The following is a 20,840-nucleotide window of genomic DNA, read 5'->3' as shown; positions in this document are numbered from 1 at the left end:
CTTCGACAAGTTGCTCTTTACAAAAAACAAGTAAAATTTTTTACATGTTTTTAAATCGTAACAATTACACTTCTTCAATTATTCATGCCCTGGACCCTAATACATCAACCATTAACCAAGAGGTGACTTATGAAAAAACTTTTATTGCCAATTCTGCTGCTGCTTTTGTTGAGCGCATGCGGAGAAACGGAAGAAAATGCTGCAGACAGCACAGAACAATCAAAACTTGAAATATATACGACGGTTTACCCTCTTACATATTTTACAGAACGGATTGGGGGAGACCGGGTAGAAGTGCAATCGATTTATCCGGCAGGTTCAAATGAACATACATTCGAACCCACACAGAAAGACATGATCGCTTTGGCTGAAGCTGACACCGTTCTGTATATCGGTTTGGGGCTGGAAGGCTTTATCGACAAGGCCAAAGAAACATTGAAGAACGAGCCGGTAAAATTTGTTGCGACTGCTGACGCCATCCCTGCAAGCGAGCTTACAGAAGGCCATACACATGAGGAAACAGAAGAACATGACCATGAACACGAAGGAACAGAGGAAGAACATGATCATGAACACGAAGGAACAGAAGAAGAACATGCCGATGAAAACGAAGGAACAGAGGAAGAACATACCGATGAACACGGGGAGATTGATCCACATGTCTGGATTTCCCCAACATTAAGCCAAAACTTGGCTGAATCTATTAAAAATGAATTGATAGCGCAAGATGAAGCGCATGCCTCAGAGTATGAAGAGAATTACCAAAAACTTGTTGAGGAACTAAAGGCGCTTGATCAATCATTCCAAGAAGTCGCTGAAAATGCCCCGAAAAAATCTTTCTTTGTTTCGCATTCAGCATTTGGCTATTTGGCGGACGCATACGGCTTGGAACAAGTTCCGGTTGCTGGTTTGAACAGCCAGGATGAACCTTCTCAGAAGGAGTTGGTAGCCATCGTTGAACAGGCCAAGGAGCTGGATATCCGCTATATTGCATTTGAACAAAATGTTTCTTCAAGATTGACTGAGGTAATTCAGTCAGAAGTGGATGCTGAAGCGGTTCAGCTTCACAATTTGAGCGTTTTGACGCAGGAGGAAATAGACCAAGGAGAAACGTACTTCACGCTGATGGAAAAGAATAAAGAAACATTCGAAAAAATACTAAAGTGACCGTTATAACAGCGAAAATACATCTGTTATTGGCTAGAAGAAGTGAAATTAAAAAGGACAAGGCGTTTGTGAAGCAGGTTCATTACTCCACAAACGCCTTGTTTCTATTTTTCGATTTTCTTGTTTTTGGGATCCTTAAACAAATTGTGCAACTCTGCAGGCAAGGGACGGCTAAAGTAATAGCCTTGGCCTTCATCGCAGTTCTCTTCTTTCAGGAAGGACAATTGGACTTCCTCTTCAATTCCTTCTGCAATCACTTGCATGCCCAGTTTGTGTGCCAAGGAGATGATAGTAGATGTGATCGCTTTGCCATTCAGGTCGCCCGCAATATCGCTGACAAAACTGCGGTCAATCTTGACCCGGTCAAATGAGAACTGCCGCAAGTAGCTAAGCGATGTATAACCAGTGCCAAAATCATCGATCGATAAGGAAATGCCTAATGCTTTGAGCTGGATCAAACTATCTTTTAATGTTTTGGTTTCTTCCATCAAGATGCTTTCTGTCACTTCAAGCTCAAGCCATTTCGCTTCCAGTCCTGTGTCTTCAAGCACCCGCTGGACAGTCTGGACGAAATTCGGATGCTGCAATTGGATGGTGGAAATATTGACGCAAATTTTGATCGGAGGAAACCCGAAATCTTGCCATGCTTTGTTTTGCGCGCAAGCTTTATACAATACCCATTTACCGATTGCCACGATTTGCCCGCTTTCCTCGGAAATTGGAATGAAATTATCGGGAGGGACCATGCCAAGTTCTGGATGGTTCCAGCGGATCAAGGCTTCCATGGCCCTCACTTCTTCTGTCTTTAAATCTACAATGGGCTGATAATGCAAAGTGAGTTCTTGATTAATGATGGCCGACTTCAAGTCTCTCTCGAGGATAAGCTTATAAGCTGTTTTTTGATCCAGTTCTTCCGAATAGACTGTGTAATTGTTTTTTCCATATTTTTTCGTATAGTACATCGCCGTATCGGCTTTCTTGATCAAGCTGTCGACTGTTTCGCCGGTTCCTGCGCTAAAAGCGATTCCGATGCTCGCGGATACCGTTAAGGAATGGCCCATAATATCGAATGGCTCGGACATGGTTTTATTGAGCGACATAGCCAGGGAAATTGCTTCTTGCTGTCCTGAATTAGGCAGCAAAATTGCAAATTCGTCTCCCGCGAACCGGCTGACGGTATCGGTTTTGCTGACGCTTTCCACTAGACGCTTAGAAACGGTCTTTAGAAACTCGTCGCCTAAATGATGGCCGAGAGAGTCGTTGATGAATTTAAAGCGATCCAGATCCAGAAAAAGAACAGCCGCGGAATTTTCATTGGTTTCCGTCTGTTTTAAGACTTGCATTAGGCGGTCCTCAAATAGTTTCCGGTTCGGCAGCTTTGTCAAAGAATCAAAGAACACAAGTTCTTCCATCAGTTTCTGATGTTCGACTTTTTCTGTAATATCTTTTGCAATCCCATAAACACCTATTGTTTCTCCCTCAAGTTTCATCGGAAACTTTGTGATTTCTATATTTCTTCTGCTGCCATTTTTCCGGATAAGCGTAATGTCGTGGATATTTGCTTCTCCGTATGCAGCTCTTTCAAAATAAGCAAAAGCCTCTTCTAAATCCTCCTCTGCTATGAGGGGAGCGAAAGGCATACCTAGTAATTCGTCAGTGGAATAACCGGTCAGTTCCACACATCCGGGATTTGCATCTATGAAGTTTCCTTGCAAATCAATCTTAAATATGGCATCCGGGTTATTGTAGAAAAGAGATTTGAACCGCTCTTCGCTTTCCTTAAGTTTCAAAGCTGCAGCGACTTCTCCTGTTACATCGATAAGCGTGCCAAATAAAACGGTTTTTCCAAGCCGAACTGTTTTGGTTGAATGAATTTCAACATGGATCAGTTCACCATCTTTTTTGTACACTCTTGCGCGGTACCGTGAGGAAGTTTCCAGGTTTTCAATTTTCTTTCTGATTCGCTCTTGTACAGCAGGAAAGTCATCCGGGTGAAACAAGCTGCTTATGGTCATTTTTTTATTGAGCAATTCATTTCTTGTATAGCCGATCAGATTGCAGAAATGATCGTTGATATATGAGAAACCCTCATTTTCCAGTATATACATGCTGACAGAAGCATTTTGAATCATTACATCAAACATTTCCCTGTAAAAAGAATTGTCCATCTCAAGGCTTTCTGTTAACGAATTTTTGATGAACGCTGCCTCATTGTTATCTATAATTTTCATTTTGTTCCTCCACACGGATAGCTTAAAGTTTATCTTTGACAAATAATAATTCTTTGGCGCTTAAATTAGGCAGAGGCAACCGTAATCCGGTTTCTTCCCGCTGATTTCGACGCATATAAGGCTTTATCCGCTCTTGTAAAAAGTTCTGGCAGTGAGTGTGCATGCAGTGGAAACTCTGCGATGCCGAGCGATACTGTAACGGTCCTGCCAGGGATTAATGGAGCTTTTTCTATTTGTCCACGAATTTTTTCCGCTACTTTCAAAGCTCCTGAAAGGTCGGTATCAGACAGTAGGAGAACAAATTCTTCTCCTCCATATCGAAAACAATGGTCATTTTTACGAACGGAAGTTTGAACGGTATCGGCAAGCATTTTTAATGCTTCATCCCCGGCTTGATGTCCATAAGTGTCATTGATCGATTTGAAATGATCAATATCTAAAATTACTAAAGAGAATGACCGTTTTTCCATTTCCCATTCTGTTAAAACCTCATCCATTTTTCTTCGGTTCTGCAACCCCGTCAATGAATCTGTAGTTGCAGTTTGTGTGAGCTGACGATTGTTCTTCTCAAGTGTTTCAAAAGCGACAGCTACAGTTTTGGTTAACAAATCGGCTTCCCGATTCCAATGTGGTTCGACTAAAGCATTCCTAAGGGGAAGTGATACTGTTTTTCCTTGAGCCAGCTGATTGACCAAGTTGGCTAAATGGATAAAGGGAGCCGCTAATTTGCGGGCAATGTAAATTGAAAAAAGGAGCAGCAATAGGAACGGGAGCCATACGTGCATCATTAACTCTTGAAGCTGCTTTTCAAGCAAGTTCTCAACAAACGTATAAGGTGTTTGCTGAATAATTCCCCATCCAATGTCTGGCATATAGCGATAAGCTGAAAGCATAGGAATTCCCATCGTATTAGTGACCAGTTCCATCCCGCTTTTTCCATTTGTCAGTTTTTTGACGATAGGATTTGAAGTGGCACTTTCTCCGATCAACTGATACTCAGGATGAAACAAGCGGGTGCCTTCAGGGCCAATGACATAATAATAAGAGCCGTTCTTTTCTATGGCATCGTTCCCTAATATTTGGTTTAAAACATTTTGCTCCTGAAGATATATTGTTCCGCCAATCATGCCTCTGTATTTTCCGTCTTTATAATAAATCGGCTGATTCATTAAAACGATCAAGCGATTTGAGGGACCGACATAAGGAGCAGTAATTCCAGGTTTTTGAGCGTCTAAAACTTCTCTTGTTATACCTGAATATATTGTTTGGCCAGTTAATCCAGTGCTAATTGGGCTTATGGCTCGCACAACACCTTCTTCATCCATCCATGAAAGAGAATTGAAATAACCGCTGCTGTTCTTAACAAGTTCTAATTGCTCAAATATTTCTTCGTCGCTTAACTGTTCGTTCTTTTCGAGGAAAGCAGCCGTGTTTTCCAGACTTGTCCTCATTGAATCAAATAACGATTCAACGGAGTGGCTCATCTTTTCTGCTTTTGAATAGTTGAGCGACAAGTAAGTATTCACTAACGATTCTTTGCTTGAATGATAAGATGAATAGGTAAGAATCAGTAGGGTGAGAATAACGGAAGTTGATACAAGAAAAGTCAGCAATGTCGACAAACTCATCTTCCGGTTGTAAAATAAACGCTTCATACAGCAAACTCCTTTATTAATATAAAACGGTGTTTGTTTTATTATGTTAAAAAGTAGATACCTAATATATTACTTAAAAACATTCAAACTTGGTAGCATACAATAGTGAGAAAGACTCACAATCAAAAGTCTAGATTTCATTATATAGTCTACGTATATAAGTTGAAATAGGTATAATAATACAAAAAAATGGAAATAAAATTTACTATATTATAATAATAGGTGATATTGACCTAAATAATACATTATTTTTCATTTTTATAATTTTATTAAGATAATGAATGATAAAACAAAGCGTTTCCCTAAGAGGCAAGCAAAACAGGAAGGGTTTTTCGATGAATTTTTCATTAAATGAAGGAAAAATAAAAAAATTATGCGGGACAGCCGCTTATAAGAAAGGCCTAAACCTTCAACTGGCAGGAAAAGTGGCGATTCTTATGGACGCGGCAGATGAATTGCTGGTTAAAGGAACAGTGAAGGGCCGAACGGAGTTTCATGTCAGTGTGAAGCAAACTCCAACTGGAGAAATTCTTGCCTCCTGCAGCTGCCCACCGGTCGGTTTTGTGGCGACTTATTGCCACCACATTGCAGGGGTGCTTCTGGCAATTGATGAATGGCAGCAGCGGGAAAACCCGATTGCGGCTAAAATGATGGATTTGTTTGGGGAGCAGCAATTTTCGCGGGGCAACCGGCTTTATTTCGATAAGCGGCAGCTTGTTCAAGTGGAATTCAGCTGCTGCCCGCTGCCGTTCGAGGAAAACCAAGCCGTTCTAGGCATAAAACTGAAAGCCGGAATTGAAAAATTAGAGGACATTGCAAACGTAAAAGAATTTCTGACACGCATCGGACAGGGAGAAGCTTATACAATATCGAAAGACTTTGTTTACACGCCGAAAACCTGCAGTTTAGACGGGAGAACCGATAATGTACTCCAGTTTTTGATCAAAAGCCAGTTATTGAAAAACAAAGGAGAATTCGAGCCGGACTTGCTAGTGGTTTCCCCCTCCGACTGGGAGCGGCTTTTGCCGTTGCTGCAGCAAGTCCCATTAGTCAAAGTGGTACAGGGAAGAAGAATTTTTCGCGGCCTTCATCTGGCAAAAGCGCTGCCGCTAACTTTTCGCTTCGATGAAGCGGGAACGGGTGGCTACCGGCTGGATGTTGAAGGGCTGGATGGAATAATGGTTTTGCCTGCTTACGACATGGCATTTTCCGACGGTTCGGTGATTCGGTTGTCCGAAGAAGACACGAACCGGCTGGCGAGATTGAAGGAGATGATGGCCGGAACAGAAAATCGGCTAGCCATTTCTGCTGACAAATTGAATCATTTCATGGAGACGGTCACACCGGGATTAGAACGGCTAGGGATCGTCCAATTAACAGATCCTGTGGAAGAGCGGCTTGAGATGGCGCCTCTTCAAGCAAGGGTGTATTTGGACCGGCTTAAACACCGCTTGCTTGCCGGAGTGGAGTTCCATTACGGACATCTTGTCATCAATCCTTGTGAAGAGGCAGAGGAAGGGTTCAGGCAGTACCCAGGGATCCGCCGACAGCGGGACAAAGAGCAGCAGATCTTGAGAATAATGGAGGAGAGCGGTTTTGCCCAAACGGACGGCGGCTATTATATGCACGATGAAGAAGCGGAATATCAATTTCTTTATCATGCTGTTCCTGTTCTTGAGAAACTTGTTCAAGTTTACGCCACAACTGCAGTGAAGTTAAGAGTGACAAAAGCGTATGCCGGACCGAAAATCAAAGTGGAAATCAGTGAAAGAACAGATTGGCTGGAATTTAAATTTGATCTTCAGGAAATTCCTGAAGCGGAGATCAAGAAAATACTCGCTGCGCTTCAGGAAAAACGGAAATATTACCGAATCCCTAACGGTACGTTAATGTCATTGGAGACACCGGAATTTTTGGCGCTGAGCGATTTTATCTATAATTTTGGTATCACGGAAGAAAATTTCGGTGAACATGATATTCGTGTGCCGCTCATCCACGGGATGCAATTTGCTGAATCCTTGGAAGAAGGGCAGCTGATGGAACCAGGAAAGGCGTTCGCCGGACTGCTAAAAAGCTTAAGCCAGCCGGAACAAATAGAGCAAGATGTCCCGGCACATTTAGCGGAAACTTTGCGTGATTACCAGAAAGCAGGGCTCAATTGGTTTAAGATGCTGGCAAAATACAAATTCGGTGGAATTCTGGCGGATGATATGGGACTTGGCAAGACACTTCAAAGTATTGCGTTCATCGTCTCGGTGCTTCCTGACATCCGGGTGCGGAAATCTCCTGTGTTGATTGTCGCGCCATCATCGCTTGTCTATAACTGGCTGAATGAATTAAAAAAATTCGCTCCTGAAGTCAACGCTGCTGTTATTGATGGACAGAAAGCGAAAAGAGCGGCGCTATTTGCTCAAAGCGCAGGGCTGGATGTGATTATTACCTCTTATCCAGCGTTACGTATGGATAGTGTTATGTACCGCAATAAAAGCTTTCATACGGTATTTTTTGATGAAGCGCAGGCTTTTAAAAATCCTGCGACTCAAACAGCGAAAGCAGCCAAAGCGATTCAGGCGGAATATCGTTTTGCATTGACAGGAACGCCGATTGAAAATTCATTAGATGAACTTTGGTCGATTTTTTACGTCGTGTTTCCGGAATTGCTGCCAAATCGCCGGGCTTTCAGCGAGATGAGAAGAGAGCGCATCACAAAAAGGGTGCGGCCGTTCATTTTGCGGCGCGTGAAACAAGATGTTCTAAAAGAGTTGCCAAGCAAAGTCGAAACCATTCTTCGTTCTGAATTGCAGATGGAGCAAAAGAAGTTGTATGCGGCTTATTTGGCGGAACTGAAGCAGGATGCCCTGAAGCATTTGAACAAAGACAGTTTTCAAAAAAACCGAATCCGCATTTTGGCGGGATTGACGCGGCTTCGGCAGTTATGCTGCCATCCAGCTCTTTTTGTTGAAGGATATTCAGGCGGGTCGGCCAAATTAGACCAGTTGATGGACATTCTGGAAGAATGCCGAGTTTCGGGAAGGCGGGTATTGGTATTTTCCCAATTTACACAAATGCTCGGGATTATCGGCGGAAAGTTAGCAAAAAGAGGAGTTCCTTATTTTTATTTGGACGGCCAGACACCTCCTATAGAACGGGTGGAAATGTGCAGCCGGTTCAATGAAGGGGAAGGGAATTTGTTTTTAATTTCATTGAAAGCGGGGGGGACCGGGCTAAACTTGACCGGTGCTGATACGGTGATTCTTTATGACTTGTGGTGGAATCCGGCTATTGAGCAACAGGCTGCTGACCGTGCGCATCGCATGGGGCAGAAAAATGAAGTTCAAGTCATACGCCTGGTTGCAAAAGGCACTATTGAGGAAAAGATCACGCAGCTTCAAGAACGCAAGAAAAACCTGATTGATGAAGTGATTCAATCAGGTGTGGAACCATTAGCAGCATTGACTGAAGAAGACATCCGAGAAATTTTAACGGTTTAGCAAAAGTTTTTAAACCGCTCAAAACCCCAAATCAATTACTTTAAAAAGTAATTGATTTGGGGTTCTATTTTATCGCTTATTTATTGTTCTTGTTAGAACCGCCTCTAGTACCCGAAGTGCCAGAAGTATTTAAAGTATCTGAAGTGCCGGAACCGCCTGAAGCACCAGAAACACCAGAGGTGCCAGTCGTACCAGAAGTACCTGAAGTGCCAGAAGTGCCAGAAGTACCTGAAGTACCAGTCGTACCGGAAGTGCTTGAAGTGTTAAGTGTATCAGTTGTTACTACCGTGCTAGGCGTCTGGGTAGTGGAAGTTGACGTTGTATCAGTTGAGTTGTCTTGGTTCCCATCTTTCGATTTTCCAGACACTTTGTTCGCTTGCTCTTTCGCTTGGCCTACAAGGTCTGTAGCTTTTTCTTTGAGTTGGCCTAGCTTTCCGCCGCCGCCTCCGCTTTCACCAGAAGAACCGCCGGATACTTTTTCTTTCACTTGGCCTGCAATGCCAGCCGCTTTTTCTTTCACTTGACCGAGTTTTCCGCCGCCATTGCTGCTATCGCCAGAGGAACTGCTCGCAATTTTTTCTTTGACGACGTTTTGCATTTCTTTTCCGCTTTTCGGAGCGAGGAAGAGTGCTGTTGCCGCACCAACTACTGCACCGGTTAAAAGACCGGCTACAAAACCACTGCCGCCAGAATCGGGAACAGGACTGAAATTCGATCCCGAACCGGAATTCCCATATATTGATGTTGCAGGAGCTGTGGCTTTACCGACGCGTTGAAGGCGTTCTTCCACTTCTTCAATAACTTCAACAACTGTCCGTCCGCTTGTTTCCACGAGGGAGCCTTCTGTTTGAAAGCCTTCATAGCTTTCCACATTGCGAACAACAACAACGTCATACGTGGCTGCTTCTGATCTTTGATCGATCATCGTAGCCTGATATCCTTTTTTCTGTAACGCTTGTTGAATGTCTGTAAATGGTTGTTCAACTGCAATTTTGACCATTTGATCACTCCTCTTTCTTTTTTATCGTATTTTCTTTAATTCCCTATTGTGTGTATATTTCAAACATTTTATTTTTTAAAATTATTTCATTGCAAATAAAAAGGGCTTGGAAGGTTGTCCTTCCAAGCTTTTTGGATAAAAAAATTTTTCAATAGTAACGCCATGACTTTTCATAGTACTCGATCAAATTTGGATGGATCAGCGTATTCGGCTCGAGGATAATTTCAACTCCATTATCATCTTCGATCACAGCATCTTCATCTTTGCCAAAAGCCGTGAGTGCCGTCAACAGGTCGGTAGTGAGGTACTGCGTATCGTCAATTATTTCGAGATTTTCAGCGCTGATGTCGTTGCGTGATGCAAGGACATAGCCCCAGCCGCCGAAACTCGGGATATCGGCATGCAGGTTTTCAGTTTTCAGCCCGGCTGCTCTTATAGTTGTATCAATGGTCCAGTAAACCTGTGGCGCAAATACTGGACTGGTCGCTTGGACCATCATAGCTCCGTCCGGCTGCAACCGGTTGCGCACCAGTGAATAGAATTCTTGAGTGTATAGCTTATTCAATGATTCGTTATTCGGATCCGGCAAGTCGATGATGATAACGTCGTAAAAGCCTTCTGCTTCCTCTAAAAAGCGGAATGCATCATCGTTTACAACTTCCACTTTTTCGTTGTCCAACGAGCCTTCGTTCAATTCAACTAGCATAGGGTGGCTTCTGGCAACTTCGGTCATTTTGGGATCCAAGTCCACTAACGTTATCTTCCCTGCATCCGGGTGTTTCAGCACTTCCCGGGCGGCCAATCCATCTCCTCCGCCCAGGATAAGGATCCGTTCATGACGGGCTGCAGCAGCCATAGGCGGATGCACAAGAATTTCGTGGTAGCGGTGTTCATCGGACGAACTGAATTGAAGCTGGCCGTCCAAGTACAACCGTGTGTCGCCTTGAGCTTTTGTTAAAATGATCTGCTGATAGGAGGACTGTTCGGAAAAGACAATCGGGTCTTTGTACAGCCGTTCTTCAAATTGCAATGCCGCTTCTTCGCCAAAAAATGCACCGAATAGCAGCAGGGCTAAGAAGAAAATGCCGAAGCCCGCGTGCAGGCGGTAACGCTTCAGCTCGTGCTTGAAGCGGAACACAATCCATAACGCTACTGCTACGTTAATGAGTGCCACGAGAAATGCGGTTTTTACAAGACCGAAGTAGGGGCGCAGCAGAAATAGGAAAAGCATTCCGCCGACGAGTCCGCCAGCATAATCGGAAAACAATACTTTCGCAGCGCTTTTTTGTAGGGAAACTCCGATTTCATTGGCTTTGCGGATTAGAATCGGCAGCTCGACACCGGTCAAAGCGCCGACCAGCAAGATTACGCTGTATAAGAACAAAGAGCCGGTGCCAGGCGGCAAATAAGCCGTCACGCCAAAAAGCAGGACAGCGGAAAAACCGCCGACCAGCCCGATGCTGTATTCGATCCAGATAAAAGAAGAAATCAGGTTTTTGGTCATTTTTTCGCTGACGTAAGCACCGATGCCCATCCCGGTCAAAAAAAGGGAGATAGTGAGCGTATACTGCTTCACACCATCTCCTAAAATATACGAACCCAAAGCGCCGAACAATACTTCGAAAATTATGCCGCAAATCGACACAATGCCGGATGCGTAATAAATCGCCCGGCTTTGCCGAACGGCTTCCTGTTCAATCATGCTAACACCGCCTTATGTAATGGAAGCGCCAATAACGAACGCCAATCCGATTGAAACGGCGCATGAAATGATTCCTACCGCTGTATTTCGTTCCTTCAGTTGCTGCTCCACTGAAAAACGGGGAGTAAGCACTTCGAAAAGGAAGTAAGCGAGAAATTGAAGCGCCAAACCGAATAATCCCCAAATGACGGTTTCCCAAATCGTATCGTTATGCAGAATGGAAAAGGTGAGGATGATGCAGGTGCCGACAATTTTTCCAGCAATCGACAAGGCGACCGCCACGTTGTTGCTGTGGATTTCTTCCCAGTCTTTGTATTTTCTCGTCAGCAATTCAAAAATGATCAATCCTGCAACGACAACCGCAATAGCTGCAAGGTAATATAAAAAGGTTAATAAGAATGAATTCACTGCTCCAGCTCCTTTGCTATTGGTTATTTTCCTACGCCTGGACCGCCGCCCCGGAATGTGGATCCGCGTCCATACGTGCTGGTGGACGGGAATGATCTGTACGAGCCGCCGCCGGTATAACAGCCACCTCGGCTGCATCGATTGCCTTGCGTTTGAACCCAAGTCGGACCAAACCGGTTGCTCAAAAACGAACCGACAAACATACCGGTGAAAAAGCCCGGGTGGTAAGTGTTTCGGACAAACTCTTCTCCGGCAACCTCAACAAGGGTAGTATCTGGATTGTCGGGATCTTCTGTCAAAATGATGAATTCATCATCGTAAACAAGAACTTGCCGGCCTTCCACGACTTCGCCGATTTGATCTGGTTCCTGAACTTGGCTAAGCTCTGAAGCGGTATCAGCCAAGCTTTGTTCAGAGCGGTACATCATGGCGCGGTCGTTTGAAGTGCTGCCCGCAACTGCATCCACGAACGTATAGTTTTGCTCAATATAATCTTCTGCCTGCGACATTCCGCAAGCAGCCAAAAAAAGCACTGCGGAAATCAGTCCGCATAGCCATCCTCTTTTTATCATAAAGTAAACACCCCATATGAACAAAAACAGCCCGCCGCATGGAAGCGGGCCGCTGTCCGTTCGTTTATTCTTTTTTGAGTTGCTGTTTCAGCGCCGCCAATTCATCATCTACTGCACTGTTTTTGTTTAGAGAGGCGAATTCATCGTCAAGGCTGCGCGAACCTGCCCGCAAATCTTCCGATGTCTCTGCTTCCGCTTCATACTGCATCACTTTTTCTTCCATCCGCTCAAAACCGCTGCGCGATTCATCGCTTCCGACAGAAGACATAGTGCGGTTGATCATCGTTCGGGTTTTAGCAGATTCCGCTCGGGCTTTCAACGAATCTTTTTTGATTTCCATTTGTTCGTATTCGCGTTTCATTTCCGCTAATTTTTCTCGCAGCACTGCTGAATCGGAAGCTGCTTGTTCATAGATGCCTTTCAGATCTTCTGCTTGCTTAACATATGTTTGCTTGTCTTCGAGGGCGCGCCGGGCAAGGTCTTCGTTATTGGCTTCAATCGCCTGGACGGCTTGCTGCTGCCGCTTTTCAATCATGCTGGTGGCATCGTCATATCGCTTTTTCAGCATTTTTTCATTTGCCAGCTGTTTGGCTACTGCTGTTTCGGCATCCCGGATATCCGCCGCCATGTCCCGCATAAATTGGTCGAGCATTTTAACCGGATCTTCTGCTTTATCGAGCGCTGCGTTTAGCTCGGATTCCACATAGGTCTGTACACGTTTAAAAAATTGAAACATATTCTCTCCTCCAATTGGTTAGCTTCCTGCTAAAATGGTGACTTCGAATTCTTCAATTTCATAGCCGTGGCTGACTTCCACTTCGCCGCCCCATACTTCTACAGATAAAAAGTATTCTCCCGACTCGTCTACGTACTCATAGTAATCCATTTCTGTTCCGTTGACGTTTTGGCTTCGGCCTTCTCCTTGGACGTATGCACGTCCCTGCTCTTCCAGAAAATAAGGGCGCTCATCATACATGATTTTCTTTGTCCCCAGTTCGATTCCTGGGACGCGCGACTTCTCATAGATGCCCACTTCAAGTTCATCATCCATTTCGACGCTGAGCCAAATGGTTTTGCTTGCTGATGCCAGTTGATAGGCATCCCAGGTATACCCACTGTCGTTGTAATGGATCTTGCCGGTTACCTCGTAATCGATTAAATCGTATGCCACAAAATCGCCGACGCGCAAATTGAGCAGCGTCCGTTTTTCTACTTGTGGCTCCTGTTTTTCAGCGCCGCCGAATAAGCGGTTAAAAAAGCTCATTTTCTCACCTCTTTTGTCTGTGCGAATCGCTTTCATCAACTTTCAAATAAAACAAATGATTCTAAAGAGTGAAGGGCAGAAAACTGGAAATGGCCCATGCAGGATACAATGTAGTTAACGCAAATCAACTAAAAGCGGATCCCGAATGAGCTTATGGCTTTATCGTATCACGCGGCCCTTGAATTATCGAGCCTTGTCTTGGGAATGGAACGATTTTTCCTGAATTCTGAAATTCCTTTTTGTTTACCCTTTCTGGCAGAGTATTAAAACGTTTTCGTTTATAGTGAAGCCGACAAAAAATGCCTGGCCCTTGTGAGAATGTTTGCTTCTCAAGGGCCAGGCATGGGACGGCTTAATGTTTTGTTAAATCAATCTTCGCGAACGTCTTCAATTGTACCCAACGTTCTTACATCTTCTTCAGAAATGGAAAAATCTAACTGGCTGTTTTCTGCGATTCGCGATTCATTTGTCGATTTCGGAAGTGGCAGGGTGCCACGCTCCAAACAGTAGCGAATGCACAATTGAGCGGGCGTTACATCGTACTTTTTCGCCATTTCGAGAATGGGGGGACTGTTCAAAATTTGTCCGGTCGCTAATGGCGAATACGCTTCGACGACGATATTATGTTGATTGCAAAAGGCTAGAAGGCTTTCCTGGTCGCGGCCGATGTAAAAAGGAATTTGATTGGCCATTGGCACAATCTCGCACTCATCAAGAAGAGCTTGAATATCGGATTCCGAAAAGTTGGAGACACCGATTGCCCGGATTTTCCCGTCGTTATAAAGCTGCTCCATCGCTTTCCAAGACTGGATGTTTCCTTCTGTGCAATCTTTTCCGATTTCTGTCCATGGCCAAGGCGCATGGATCAAATAAAGGTCCAGGTAATCTACACCGAGGTTGGAAATGGTTTCATCGAATGCTTGCAAGGTTTCGTCATAGCCTTTGATCTGGGCGGGGAGTTTGCTTGTGATAAATACATCTTCACGCGCTAATTGAAAATCATGGACCGCTTTCCCGACATTTTCCTCGTTCTGGTAAGCCAACGCGGTATCGATATGCGTATAGCCGTTTTCAAGTGCTGTTGTCACCGCCGCATAGGCTTCTTCGTTTGGAATTTGCCACGTGCCGAATCCGATATTCGGAATTTTGACGCCATTGTGGAAAGTGAATTGAATTTCTTTTACCATATAATATTCCTCCTTTGATTAAGCGCTTACTTTTACAGTGTACCTAGTAAAAAGTGGAACATCTAGAAATTACCCTCCGTTTTCCCATATTAATTAAATTAACTAACTATGTTATAATTAACGCATAAGCAAGTAAATGTGGGGGATTTTTATGCAGCGTGGTACTTTTCAATTGATGAAATCTGTTAATAAATCAATTATTTTAAACAAAATACGGACAGCGGAACCGATATCCCGAGCTCAAATTGCAAAAGAAACCAGCCTGACTCCTCCAACGGTCAGCAGCATTGTAAAAGAGCTGATAGACCAAGGACTCGTGAGGGAGAGCATTTTGGGCCACTCCAGCGGAGGAAGAAAACCGACGATGCTGCATATCAACACCGATGCTTTTTATGTGGTTGGCGTGGATGCCGGACCTGAAAGCGTGGAATGTGTCTTGACTGACTTAACAGGAGCCATACTACAGCGGACGTCAAAACTGTTGGAGAATCCGCTGACAAATGAGCAGTTCCTGTCAGATTTGAAAGAGGCGATTCTTGCACTTTTGCAAGCTGGTGAAGCCGATCAAGAGAAGATTATTGGAATTGGTGTCGCTATGCACGGGGTGGTAGACGTCAAAACAGGGACGTCTCTTGTCGCACCGATTTTGAACTTGCGGAACATTCCCATAAAAGAAGCTTTGGAAGAAGAATTCAATTTAACGGTAAAAGTTGAAAACGATGCCCGCGCTATGGCGTTGGGTGAATCCTGGTTTGGCGGCCATGGTGATGCTGACAGCATGGTGGCTGTCAATATCGGACGCGGTGTGGGAGCTGGAATTGTCATAAACGGCAAGCTTTACCACGGCGCTCAAGGCATTGCCGGGGAATTCGGCCATATGGCAGTCGACATTAACGGAGAAATATGCGAATGCGGGAATCGGGGATGTCTGCAGACATTCATAAGCGGAGCAGCCATCGCCAAACGGGCAAACAGCCGATTAGAAGGACAAAATGCAAGTTTGACGGGCAAAGCTGTCTATGACTTGGCCGAAAGCGGCAGCCAAGACTGCATTGACCTTTTACAGGAAACCGGACATATCATGGGAGTCGGATTAACCAACTTGATCCATATAATCAACCCTAGTGAAATTGTGCTTGGGGGAGGGGTCATGAAAAGCGAGAAGTTCCTGATGCCCGCAGCTCTTGCGGCCATCAGGCAAAAAGTTTTAACCCCTGAAGCAAAGGAAACGCACGTAACAGTCAGCCGGCTAGGGGATGAAGCAACAGTACTTGGTGCAGTATCACTGCTGCTCGTCGAATTGTTTGATCCAGTGATGCAAATAGGCTGAACCTTCAATGCGAAGGTTCAGCCTATTTTTTATTTCATTAAACTAAAAGCAAAGACCGTTTGTGTTTTGTAAGTTTCATCCGCCTGCAAAATGATGTTCGGCATATTCTTATGGTGCAGGGAAGCAGGGGAGCCTTGAGTTTCAAAACAAACACCGAGGTATTTGCGGGATTTGCCTTCGGACAAAAGCAATGTATCGTCCAATCCGTTCCCTGTGTACATGACCATTCCAGGCTGGTCAGTTTCTATTGCCATTTGGCGGCCGCTCGCGGATTCTTGAACAACCACTTTCTGCTCTTGCTTATTGTCAAAAATAAAGTAATGATCATACCCGCTTCCGGCCAGTTGGTTTTGGGTGAACTCGTCGTTGAGCCCGTCACCGAGCATGCGGCCGGCACGGAAGTCGAAGGGAGTTTCTTCAACAGCCATCAGGTTTCCCGTAGGAATAAGCTGATCATCCAATTCGACGACTTGGCTGCAGTCAATAGTTGCCGCATGTGCATCCACAGTATTTTTCAAGTTGCCGCTCAAGTTGAAGTAAGAATGATTGGTCAAGGTCAGAGGCGTTGTTTTGTCACTGCTTGCTTCATAATCCATCAAGAGGCGATTGTCGTTTGTCAGTGTATAGGTGACTGTAACAGTGAGGTTGCCGGGATAACCGCCTTCACCGTCTGGGCTCGAATGGCTGAGCATCAAGCCAACCGCATGATTTGTCTGGAAAGGCTCGGTCTTCCAAAGTACTTGATGAAACCCTGCAGAACCGCTGTGCAAATGATTAATTCCTTCATTTGCTTCCAGCGTATAGTTTTTGCCGGACAAATTAAAAGAGGCTCCTTCGATTCTGCCAGCCACCCGGCCGATCAAAGCGCCAAAATAATTGGGGTTTTGCTGATAGTCCTGCACGTTCTTATAAGCCAAAACGACGTTCTCCAGATTCCCTTCGCGGTCGGGCACCAGAAGTTTGGTGATAATTCCGCCGAAGTCGAGGATACTGACAGCCATTCCTGCTTCATTCGTCAAGGTATATTCTGTCCACTTGTCTGTAGCTGGCACTGTTTTTATGTTCATGTTTGCACCTGCCTAATTGTTTAGTTTTTGAATAAATCGATCAAATGCCTGCCGGTCTTTTAAGACGCCGGCATCTTCAAGCACCCGGATAAATTTCTTGCCCAGCTCTTTTTGAAGAATTGCTTCGGCTTCTTCTGCATTTGCAAGGATTCCATATTGCGCTTTCAATTGCATTGCCCATTCCATATGGTATGCCGCAGGCTGGCTTGGACCATCCAGTAAAAAATCTTGTATTTCTTCCAGCTCGCCCTTCAGGCGCGGCGGCAGCACGGCCAATCCCATCACTTCGATCAAACCGATGTTTTCCTTCTTGATGTGATGGACATCTGCATGAGGGTGGAAAATGCCAAGCGGGTGTTCATTGCTTGTCCGATTGTTTCGTAGCACCAAGTCGATTTCAAATTGGCCATTCTTGTTCCGGGCGATAGGAGTGACGGTGTTATGCGGCGTCTTGCCTGTAAAAGCCACTACCTGCGCCTGTTCGTCTGAATAGGTTTGCCACGTCTGAAAAACAAGATCGGCAGCTGCAACAAGGCTCTCGATGTCGGTGCCTTGCAGCCGGATTACCGACAGCGGCCATTTTACGACAGCGGCTTTAACTTCCGGGTATGCAGGCAATTCAAACGAAAAAGCGTCTTCCGCCCGGGTCATAGCAAATTCGTAGCGTCCCGCCTGATAATGGTCATGGCTTAGGATAGAACCGCCGACAATCGGCAAATCGGCATTCGAGCCGATAAAATAATGGGGGAATTTATCGGTAAACGCAAGCAGCCGCTCGAAGACATTCTTATCAATTTTCATATCGCGGTGCTCTTCCGACAGCAAAATGCTGTGCTCGTTGTAATATACGTAAGGAGAATACTGCAAATACCAGTTTTCTCCGAGAAGCGGAATGTTGATGATCCGGTGATTAGCTCTTGCCGGATAGCCGGTCCGTCCTGCATAGCCTTCATTTTCCTTGCATAACAAGCACTTCGGGTAATTGACGGTCTGCTTTATCGTTCGTTCACGTCTGATCTGCTCAGGATCTTTTTCAGGTTTTGACAGATTGATTGTAATGTCCAGTTCGCCGTACGGGCTGTCAGCTTTATAGGAAATGTTTTTGGCGATTCTGTTCATTTGGATATAATTGCTGTTCTGGCTCAAGTTATAAAAATAATCGGTTGCGGCGATTGGCGATTCTTTGTATTTTTGCTGAAAAGCTGCATTGACAACAGAAGGTCTCGCAACAAAACAATTCATGATATTGGCAGATAAAATTTCCTTGTCATCCAAAATATTCTCGATGATGCCGCTTTCTATGGCATGAGCGACCAATTTTTCCAGCAAGTTTGGGATGCTGTCCCCGGCTGCTTCAATGGTTTCTTCCGGGAATGATTCCAAGGCCAATAAATTCATCACTTGATTCCGTACATAAGTGACATCTGCAGCTTCGATCAGTTCTGCTTTCAAGGTTTGCTGAATAAGGCCTTCTAAAATTTGGTGTACCAATTCTCACACTTCCTTCTCATAGCCGGCAGGGTGCGCAGAATGCCAAGCCCATGCATCCTCAAAAATTTTCGTTACAGACGTGCGTGTTGGATTCCAGCCAAGCACTTGCCGAGCTTTATCGGAACTCGCAATCAAAATGCTTGGGTCTCCGGCTCTTCGAGGGCCAATTTGGGCAGGGATTTCCTTGCCGGTTACAGTCCGGGCTGTATCGATCATCTCGTTCACCGAGAAGCCTTGGCTGCTTCCTAAGTTGAAAACATCGCTTTGGCCATCTTCTCTCAAGTAATTTAAAGCCAGAAGATGGGCGTCTATAAGGTCTTCCACATGGACATAATCACGGATGCATGTGCCGTCTGGTGTGTCATAATCATCTCCAAACACGGTGATATAAGGTCTTTGGCCGAGCGCTGTCTGAAGAATAAGCGGAACCAAATGCGATTCAGGGCGGTGGTCTTCTCCAATTACAGCTCCTTGCCGAGCGCCAGCTACATTAAAGTAGCGCAATGAAACAAAACGAATGCCATGGGCTTGTTCTGTCCATTTCATCATTTTTTCCATCGTCAGTTTTGTTTCGCCATATGTACTGGTTGGCACTGTCGGCATCGTTTCAGTAATTGGCACGGATTCCGGCTCCCCGTATGTTGCGGCAGTGGAAGAAAAGACAATTTTTTTCACATCGTGTTGGACCATGGCTTGAAGGAGAACCTGGGTTCCATAGACGTTGTTGTCAAAATATTTGAGAGGATTTTCCATCGATTCTCCAACAAGGGAGTTTGCCGCAAAATGAATGACCGCTTCAATCGATTCTTTTTCGAAAACAGAGTTGAGAAACGTGAGATCCCGCATATCTCCATTATAGAAAACAGCTTTCGGGTGCACCGAACCGTTATGGCCGGTTTCCAAATTATCCACGATTACGACGTTTTCCCCTTGATCGATCAATTGGTAAACCGCATGGGATCCAATATAGCCAGCTCCACCTAATACTAAAATGCTCATATAATCACTCCTCTTAAAGTTCTCTTGCTCCATCGCCTATAGCAGCCGTATAGAAAGTGGCTTCGTAGCCTACAGTGTCATGGTATTTTTTGTTGATAGTTGTTTTAAATTCTTCAATCTTATCTTTCTCGACAATCGCAATGGCGCATCCGCCAAATCCGGCACCTGTCATGCGGGCGCCTATAACACCTTCTTGGTCCCAGGCTGCCTGTACAATTGTATCCAGTTCAATACCGGTTACTTCATAATCATCCCGCAGAGACAGATGAGACTCGTTCATCAGTTGGCCAAATCCGGCAAGGTCGTCTTGCTCCAATTTTTCCAACGCTTCCAAAGTCCTCAGATTTTCGTAAACGGCATGTTTGGCGCGTTTCCGGTTGATCGGATCGGTGATCAACTGCTTGTTCTCCTCAAATTGCTGGGCCGACAATTCACCTAAACTGCTGATCGGCAATTTTTGTTGGAGTTCTTTCACTGCCTCTTCGCATTGAGAGCGGCGTTCATTGTACTTAGAACCGGCTAACGTACGTTGTTTATTAGTATTGATAATAACTACGCCATGATTTTCCAAAACAATCGGAGCGTAGCGATAGTCTAAGGTTTGGCAATCCAACAAAATCGCATGGTTTTCTTTCCCCATGCCAATAGCGAATTGGTCCATAATGCCGCTGTTGACACCGATATATTCGTTTTCAACTTTTTGGCCGAGTTGAACCATGGGGATGCGCTCCATTTCCAAGTCAAAAAGCCCGTTCGCCAATACGCCAGTGGCCAATTCGATTGAAGCTGAAGAAGAGAGGCCGGCGCCATTCGGAATATTGCCGTAAAACAAAATGTCGGCCCCTTGAAGAATGTTTTTGCCTGCTTCTTTCATATAAAGAAACATTCCCTTTGGATAGTTGGCCCAGCTTGCCGATTTGTCAAAAGATAGGTTGTTTAAATCACATTCAATGATTCCGGTCTCCGGGAAGTTTAATGAGTAAAAGCGCAAAAGCCGATCGTCGCGTTTACGGCCAAGCGCATATGTTCCAAAAGAAAGGGCGGCAGGAAACACGTGGCCTCCATTGTAATCCGTATGTTCACCAATTAAATTCATTCTGCCAGGTGCGAAAAATACCCTTGGCGTGTCGGCTGAGTTAAAAATCTTTTGAAATTCTTTTATTAGATTTGCTGTAATGTCCATAATGCCTCCTAAAATAATGGCTAATGATAACAGTGATAAATTCCTCTTCTATAAACTTAATTAATTAATTTAATTAAGTTAAATCAAGCTTAC

At 44.8% G+C, this 20,840-nt stretch carries 16 protein-coding genes; 3 read left to right on the top strand and 13 right to left on the bottom strand.

Annotated features, from left to right (window positions below; genetic code table 11):
- Positions 1-129 precede the first annotated feature (129 nt).
- Complete coding sequence (locus FQV28_RS17650; protein ID WP_146497834.1) at positions 130-1,167, top strand: metal ABC transporter solute-binding protein, Zn/Mn family; 1,038 nt, start codon at positions 130-132, stop codon at positions 1,165-1,167.
- 104 nt (positions 1,168-1,271) lie between these two features.
- Here the strand turns inward: FQV28_RS17650 and FQV28_RS17645 are convergent, their stop codons facing one another.
- Both FQV28_RS17645 and FQV28_RS17640 read right to left on the bottom strand, forming a co-directional pair.
- The gene (locus tag FQV28_RS17645; RefSeq protein ID WP_146497833.1) at positions 1,272-3,398 is read right to left on the bottom strand and encodes a sensor domain-containing protein; all 2,127 of its coding nucleotides are present in this window, start codon (positions 3,396-3,398) and stop codon (positions 1,272-1,274) included.
- A 65-nt stretch (positions 3,399-3,463) separates the two neighbouring features.
- Positions 3,464-5,053: a sensor domain-containing diguanylate cyclase gene (locus tag FQV28_RS17640; protein WP_146497832.1), complete on the bottom strand. Its 1,590-nt coding sequence runs from the start codon at positions 5,051-5,053 to the stop codon at positions 3,464-3,466.
- 335 nt (positions 5,054-5,388) lie between these two features.
- Between FQV28_RS17640 and FQV28_RS17635 the strand changes: the two genes are divergently transcribed.
- A complete protein-coding gene (locus FQV28_RS17635) occupies positions 5,389-8,544 on the top strand; it encodes a DEAD/DEAH box helicase (RefSeq protein ID WP_146497831.1) in 3,156 nt (1,051 codons plus the stop codon).
- Between the two features lie 76 nt (positions 8,545-8,620).
- Here the strand turns inward: FQV28_RS17635 and FQV28_RS17630 are convergent, their stop codons facing one another.
- The 7 genes from FQV28_RS17630 to FQV28_RS17600 form a co-directional block, all read right to left on the bottom strand.
- Positions 8,621-9,544 carry a YkuS family protein gene (locus FQV28_RS17630; protein WP_146497830.1) on the bottom strand — a complete coding sequence of 308 codons (924 nt, stop codon included), beginning with the start codon at positions 9,542-9,544 and terminating at the stop codon, positions 8,621-8,623.
- A gap of 148 nt (positions 9,545-9,692) precedes the next feature.
- Complete coding sequence (locus tag FQV28_RS17625) at positions 9,693-11,246, bottom strand: polyamine aminopropyltransferase (RefSeq protein WP_146497829.1); 1,554 nt, start codon at positions 11,244-11,246, stop codon at positions 9,693-9,695.
- Positions 11,247-11,258: 12 nt separating this feature from the next.
- Entirely contained in the window at positions 11,259-11,654 is a 396-nt protein-coding gene (locus FQV28_RS17620) for a DUF350 domain-containing protein (protein WP_146497828.1), read from the bottom strand.
- 23 nt (positions 11,655-11,677) lie between these two features.
- Entirely contained in the window at positions 11,678-12,226 is a 549-nt protein-coding gene (locus tag FQV28_RS17615; RefSeq protein ID WP_146497827.1) for a DUF4247 domain-containing protein, read from the bottom strand.
- Positions 12,227-12,290: 64 nt separating this feature from the next.
- Positions 12,291-12,962 (bottom strand): PspA/IM30 family protein, encoded by a 672-nt coding sequence (locus FQV28_RS17610; protein WP_146497826.1) that lies wholly within the window; start codon positions 12,960-12,962, stop codon positions 12,291-12,293.
- Between the two features lie 18 nt (positions 12,963-12,980).
- On the bottom strand, positions 12,981-13,490 hold the full coding sequence (locus FQV28_RS17605) for a DUF4178 domain-containing protein (RefSeq protein WP_146497825.1): 510 nt from the start codon (positions 13,488-13,490) through the stop codon (positions 12,981-12,983).
- 368 nt (positions 13,491-13,858) lie between these two features.
- On the bottom strand, positions 13,859-14,677 hold the full coding sequence (locus FQV28_RS17600) for an aldo/keto reductase (RefSeq protein WP_146497824.1): 819 nt from the start codon (positions 14,675-14,677) through the stop codon (positions 13,859-13,861).
- Positions 14,678-14,828: 151 nt separating this feature from the next.
- On the opposite strand from FQV28_RS17600, the gene FQV28_RS17595 reads away from it, so the two are divergent.
- The gene (locus tag FQV28_RS17595) at positions 14,829-16,007 is read left to right on the top strand and encodes an ROK family transcriptional regulator (protein WP_146497823.1); all 1,179 of its coding nucleotides are present in this window, start codon (positions 14,829-14,831) and stop codon (positions 16,005-16,007) included.
- A 29-nt stretch (positions 16,008-16,036) separates the two neighbouring features.
- On the opposite strand, the gene FQV28_RS17590 is transcribed toward FQV28_RS17595, so the two are convergent.
- The 4 genes from FQV28_RS17590 to FQV28_RS17575 are packed head-to-tail and all read right to left on the bottom strand — an operon-like array spanning position 16,037 to position 20,747.
- Positions 16,037-17,074 carry an aldose epimerase family protein gene (locus FQV28_RS17590; RefSeq protein ID WP_146497822.1) on the bottom strand — a complete coding sequence of 346 codons (1,038 nt, stop codon included), beginning with the start codon at positions 17,072-17,074 and terminating at the stop codon, positions 16,037-16,039.
- 12 nt (positions 17,075-17,086) lie between these two features.
- Entirely contained in the window at positions 17,087-18,565 is a 1,479-nt protein-coding gene (gene galT, locus FQV28_RS17585) for a UDP-glucose--hexose-1-phosphate uridylyltransferase (protein ID WP_146497821.1), read from the bottom strand.
- Positions 18,566-18,568: 3 nt separating this feature from the next.
- Entirely contained in the window at positions 18,569-19,564 is a 996-nt protein-coding gene (galE, locus tag FQV28_RS17580; protein ID WP_146497820.1) for a UDP-glucose 4-epimerase GalE, read from the bottom strand.
- Between the two features lie 13 nt (positions 19,565-19,577).
- Entirely contained in the window at positions 19,578-20,747 is a 1,170-nt protein-coding gene (locus FQV28_RS17575; protein WP_146497819.1) for a galactokinase, read from the bottom strand.
- Positions 20,748-20,840: the final 93 nt, after the last annotated feature.

Origin of the sequence: Planomicrobium sp. CPCC 101079, from assembly GCF_007859275.1 — a bacterium.
In the GTDB taxonomy this organism is placed as follows: domain Bacteria; phylum Bacillota; class Bacilli; order Bacillales_A; family Planococcaceae; genus Planococcus.
Note: the sequence above shows the minus strand (reverse complement) of the source record. Positions and strands in the feature narration are given on the sequence as shown.